Below are 5,563 nucleotides of genomic sequence, written 5' to 3' on the forward strand. Positions count from 1 at the left end.
CCCCTGGGTGTTTTCCCGTTTCCTGGGGGTGTTGGGTGTCAGCTGGGATCCTGCCCTGGTTCTGCTGCGCTGTTTGGTGTGGTGGTGGGGTGGTTTCTGTTGAATGTTTTTTGACGGAGAGTTTGATCCTGGCTCAGGACGAACGCTGGCGGCGTGCTTAACACATGCAAGTCGAACGCTGAAGCTTGGTGCTTGCACTGGGTGGATGAGTGGCGAACGGGTGAGTAATACGTGAGTAACCTGCCCTTGACTCTGGGATAAGCCTGGGAAACTGGGTCTAATACTGGATATGACCTCCTGTCGCATGGTGGGGGGTGGAAAGGGTTTGTACTGGTTGTGGATGGGCTCACGGCCTATCAGCTTGTTGGTGGGGTAATGGCCTACCAAGGCGACGACGGGTAGCCGGCCTGAGAGGGTGACCGGCCACACTGGGACTGAGACACGGCCCAGACTCCTACGGGAGGCAGCAGTGGGGAATATTGCACAATGGGCGCAAGCCTGATGCAGCGACGCCGCGTGAGGGATGACGGCCTTCGGGTTGTAAACCTCTTTCAGCACGGAAGAAGCGAAAGTGACGGTACGTGCAGAAGAAGCGCCGGCTAACTACGTGCCAGCAGCCGCGGTAATACGTAGGGCGCAAGCGTTGTCCGGAATTATTGGGCGTAAAGAGCTCGTAGGCGGTTTGTCGCGTCTGCTGTGAAAGCCCGGGGCTTAACCCCGGGTGTGCAGTGGGTACGGGCAGACTTGAGTGCAGTAGGGGAGACTGGAACTCCTGGTGTAGCGGTGAAATGCGCAGATATCAGGAAGAACACCGATGGCGAAGGCAGGTCTCTGGGCTGTTACTGACGCTGAGGAGCGAAAGCATGGGGAGCGAACAGGATTAGATACCCTGGTAGTCCATGCCGTAAACGTTGGGCACTAGGTGTGGGGGACATTCCACGTTTTCCGCGCCGTAGCTAACGCATTAAGTGCCCCGCCTGGGGAGTACGGCCGCAAGGCTAAAACTCAAAGGAATTGACGGGGGCCCGCACAAGCGGCGGAGCATGCGGATTAATTCGATGCAACGCGAAGAACCTTACCAAGGCTTGACATACACCGGATCGGCTCAGAGATGGGTTTTCCTCCTTGTGGGGCTGGTGTACAGGTGGTGCATGGTTGTCGTCAGCTCGTGTCGTGAGATGTTGGGTTAAGTCCCGCAACGAGCGCAACCCTCGTTCTATGTTGCCAGCACGTGATGGTGGGGACTCATAGGAGACTGCCGGGGTCAACTCGGAGGAAGGTGGGGATGACGTCAAATCATCATGCCCCTTATGTCTTGGGCTTCACGCATGCTACAATGGCCAGTACAATGGGTTGCGATACCGTGAGGTGGAGCTAATCCCAAAAAGCTGGTCTCAGTTCGGATCGTGGTCTGCAACTCGACCACGTGAAGTCGGAGTCGCTAGTAATCGCAGATCAGCAACGCTGCGGTGAATACGTTCCCGGGCCTTGTACACACCGCCCGTCAAGTCACGAAAGTTGGTAACACCCGAAGCCGGTGGCCTAACCCTTGTGGGGGGAGCCGTCGAAGGTGGGACTGGCGATTGGGACTAAGTCGTAACAAGGTAGCCGTACCGGAAGGTGCGGCTGGATCACCTCCTTTCTAAGGAGCACGCTAACCGGCCGGGTGGCTGGTGGCCCCACAGACCACGAGATCGTGGTGCGCCGTTGAGTCGGTGGTGGGTGTTTTGCTCATGGGTGGAATATCAGCAAGCGGACACGGATACTACGCACACGGGAACACTGCCGGCTTGGATGGTTGGTGGTGGTGTGTGTGGGGGTTCGTGGTGGCACATTGTTGGGTTGTCGATCAACAAGTTACGTTGGTTGGTTTCCTGGGGCACTGACGCATCCATTGTGGTGGGTGTGTGGTGTTGGTGGGTTGTTGTTTGTCAACTACATAGTGGACGCGAGCATCTTTGACGCCGCGTGCATCTGGTCACACGATGATCACGGTCGAGGGGTTTTCGGATTCCTGGTTGTGGTGGTGTGGTGGGTGTGTGTGGTGTGTTCTTTGATGATTGTTTTGTGTTGTGTGGCGTAGAAGTTGTTACGGGCACACGGTGGATGCCTTGGCATCAGGAGCTGATGAAGGACGTGGAAATCTGCGATAAGCCTCGGGGAGCTGATAAACGAGCTGTGATCCGAGGGTCTCCGAATGGGGTAACCCGGCTGCGTATCATGCGTGGTCACTCGTATCTGAATTCATAGGGTGCGAGGAGGAACGTGGGGAAGTGAAACATCTCAGTACCCATAGGAAGAGAAAACAATAGTGATTCCGTGAGTAGTGGCGAGCGAAAGCGGATGGTGGCTAAACCGATTGTGTGTGATACCTGGCGAGGGTTGCATGATCGGGGTTGTGGGATGCGTTGTTCTCGGGGTCGCCACCCCGGGCGCTGTGGCGCTGTGGTAGTCGAACTGGTGGTGAGTGCCAGACCGTAGGGGGTGTGAGTCCCGTAGACGAAACCGTGGTGTGCGTGGTGTGACGTTGTTCCCGAGTAGCACGGGGCCCGTGAAATCTCGTGTGAATCTGCCAGGACCACCTGGTAAGCCTGAATACTTCCTGATGACCGATAGCGGATCAGTACCGTGAGGGAATGGTGAAAAGTACCCCGGGAGGGGAGTGAAATAGTACCTGAAACCGTGTGCTTACAAGCCGTTGGAGCCTTTTGGGGTGACAGCGTGCCTTTTGAAGAATGAGCCTGCGAGTTAGTGTTACGTCGCGAGATTAACCCGTGTGGGGTAGTCGTAGCGAAAGCGAGTCTGAATAGGGCGTTGTGTAGTGGCGTGATCTAGACCCGAAGCGGGGTGATCTACCCATGGCCAGGTTGAAGCGCGTGTAAGAGCGCGTGGAGGACCGAACCCACTTCAGTTGAAAATGGAGGGGATGAGCTGTGGGTAGGGGTGAAAGGCCAATCAAACTCCGTGATAGCTGGTTCTCCCCGAAATGCATTTAGGTGCAGCGTTGCGTGTTGCTTCCCGGAGGTAGAGCTACTGGATGGCTGATGGGCCCTACAAGGTTACTGACGTCAACCAAACTCCGAATGCCGGTGAAGTGTAAGCGTGGCAGTGAGACTGTGGGGGATAAGCTTCATAGTCGAAAGGGAAACAGCCCAGACCATCAACTAAGGCCCCTAAGCGTGTGCTAAGTGGGAAAGGATGTGGAGTTGCTTAGACAACCAGGAGGTTGGCTTAGAAGCAGCCACCCTTGAAAGAGTGCGTAATAGCTCACTGGTCAAGTGATTCCGCGCCGATAATGTAGCGGGGCTCAAGTACACCGCCGAAGTTGTGGCATGACACCGTATAGCCGAGCCGTTTGTGGTTGAGGTGGTGTTGTGGGTAGGGGAGCGTCGTTGGGGTAGTGAAGCTGCGGGGTGACCCAGTGGTGGAACCTCAACGAGTGAGAATGCAGGCATGAGTAGCGATAGACGGGTGAGAAACCCGTCCGCCGGATGATCAAGGGTTCCAGGGTCAAGCTAATCTGCCCTGGGTGAGTCGGGACCTAAGGCGAGGCCGACAGGCGTAGTCGATGGACAACGGGTTGATATTCCCGTACCGACGAAGAACCGACCCTATCGAACCGGGGATACTAACCACCCGAACCATCACGATCCGTGGCCGTTTACGGTCACGGGAGTGTGTGGGGAGCGTGGGACCTGATCCGGGGAGGTAAACGTGTTAACAGGTGTGACGCAGGAAGGTAGCCGAGCCAGGCGATGGTTGTCCTGGTCTAAGCATGTAGGGCGACCCGTTGGTAAATCCGCGGGTCATGGGCCTGAGATGTGATGGGACTCTCTTAGGTGAGGGAATTCGGTGATCCTATGCTGCCAAGAAAAGCATCGACGTGAGGTTCTAGTCGCCCGTACCCTAAACCGACACAGGTGATCAGGTAGAGAATACTAAGGCGTTCGAGAGAATCATGGTTAAGGAACTCGGCAAAATGCCCCCGTAACTTCGGGAGAAGGGGGGCCCTGGTTGGTGAACACCCACGCGGTGTGAGCTGGTCGGGGTCGCAGAGGCTAGAGGGAAGCGACTGTTTATCAAAAACACAGGTCCGTGCGAAGTCGTAAGACGATGTATACGGACTGACTCCTGCCCGGTGCTGGAAGGTTAAGAGGACTCGTTAAACCCTTCGGGGTTGAAGCGGAGAATTTAAGCCCCAGTAAACGGCGGTGGTAACTATAACCATCCTAAGGTAGCGAAATTCCTTGTCGGGTAAGTTCCGACCTGCACGAATGGAGTAACGACTTCCCTACTGTCTCAACCATGAACTCGGCGAAATTGCAGTACGAGTAAAGATGCTCGTTTCGCGCAGCAGGACGGAAAGACCCCGAGACCTTTACTATAGTTTGGTATTGGTGTTCGGTGTGGCTTGTGTAGGATAGGTGGGAGACTGTGAAGCCGTCACGCTAGTGGTGGTGGAGTCGTTGTTGAAATACCACTCTGGTCACTCTGGATATCTAACTTCGGCCCGTGATCCGGGTCAGGGACAGTGCCTGATGGGTAGTTTAACTGGGGCGGTTGCCTCCTAAAGAGTAACGGAGGCGCCCAAAGGTTCCCTCAGCCTGGTCGGCAATCAGGTGTTGAGTGTAAGTGCACAAGGGAGCTTGACTGTGAGAGTGACAGCTCGAGCAGGGACGAAAGTCGGGACTAGTGATCCGGCGGTACATTGTGGAATGGCCGTCGCTCAACGGATAAAAGGTACCTCGGGGATAACAGGCTGATCTTGCCCAAGAGTCCATATCGACGGCATGGTTTGGCACCTCGATGTCGGCTCGTCGCATCCTGGGGCTGGAGTTGGTCCCAAGGGTTGGGCTGTTCGCCCATTAAAGCGGTACGCGAGCTGGGTTCAGAACGTCGTGAGACAGTTCGGTCCCTATCCGCTGCGTGCGTTGGAAATTTGTGGAGGCCTGTCCTTAGTACGAGAGGACCGGGACGGACGAACCTCTGGTATGTCAGTTGTTCCGCCAGGAGCACCGCTGATTAGCTACGTTCGGGATTGATAACCGCTGAAAGCATCTAAGCGGGAAGCTTGCTCCGAGATGAGATTTCCTGACCTCCTTTGTGGGGTGTGAGGTGCCCAGTAGACGACTGGGTTGATAGGCCAGATGTGGAAGCGTTGCAAGACGTGGAGCTGACTGGTACTAATACACCGAAAACTTCTACACACACAGCCTTCATTCGAAGAATGTGATGTTCGCGTCCACCATGTGGTTGACCACCAACAACCCCCCACCCCTTACCCGGCCGCGCAGGCTGGTGCGTGGGGTGGGTCGGGGTAGTGGTTGGTAACATAATAAAGCTTGGTCCACGAAACACGGGACCCCATGGTTTCATCACCCCACGCATGGTTGCTGGTAGTCACCGTGCACGGGGTTGGTGGCAGGGTTTCCGGTGGTTATAGCGTGGGGGAAACGCCCGGTCCCATCCCGAACCCGGTAGCTAAGACCCACAGCGCTGATGGTACTGCACTCGGAAGGGTGTGGGAGAGTAAGACACCGCCGGGATTAACATGAAAGAAAGA

At 55.9% G+C, this 5,563-nt stretch carries 3 rRNA genes; all 3 read left to right on the forward strand.

Features of this window, described 5'->3' with window-relative positions:
- Positions 1-110: 110 nt before the first annotated feature.
- Positions 111-1,642, forward strand: a 16S ribosomal RNA gene (locus RF646_RS13130).
- 437 nt (positions 1,643-2,079) lie between these two features.
- Positions 2,080-5,207, forward strand: a 23S ribosomal RNA gene (locus RF646_RS13135).
- A gap of 222 nt (positions 5,208-5,429) precedes the next feature.
- A 5S ribosomal RNA gene (gene rrf / locus RF646_RS13140) occupies positions 5,430-5,546 on the forward strand.
- Together the 16S, 23S and 5S rRNA genes form the textbook arrangement of a ribosomal RNA operon.
- Positions 5,547-5,563 lie beyond the last annotated feature (17 nt).

It is taken from the genome of Kocuria sp. CPCC 205261 (assembly GCF_040981025.1).
Lineage (GTDB): Bacteria > Actinomycetota > Actinomycetes > Actinomycetales > Micrococcaceae > Kocuria > Kocuria marina.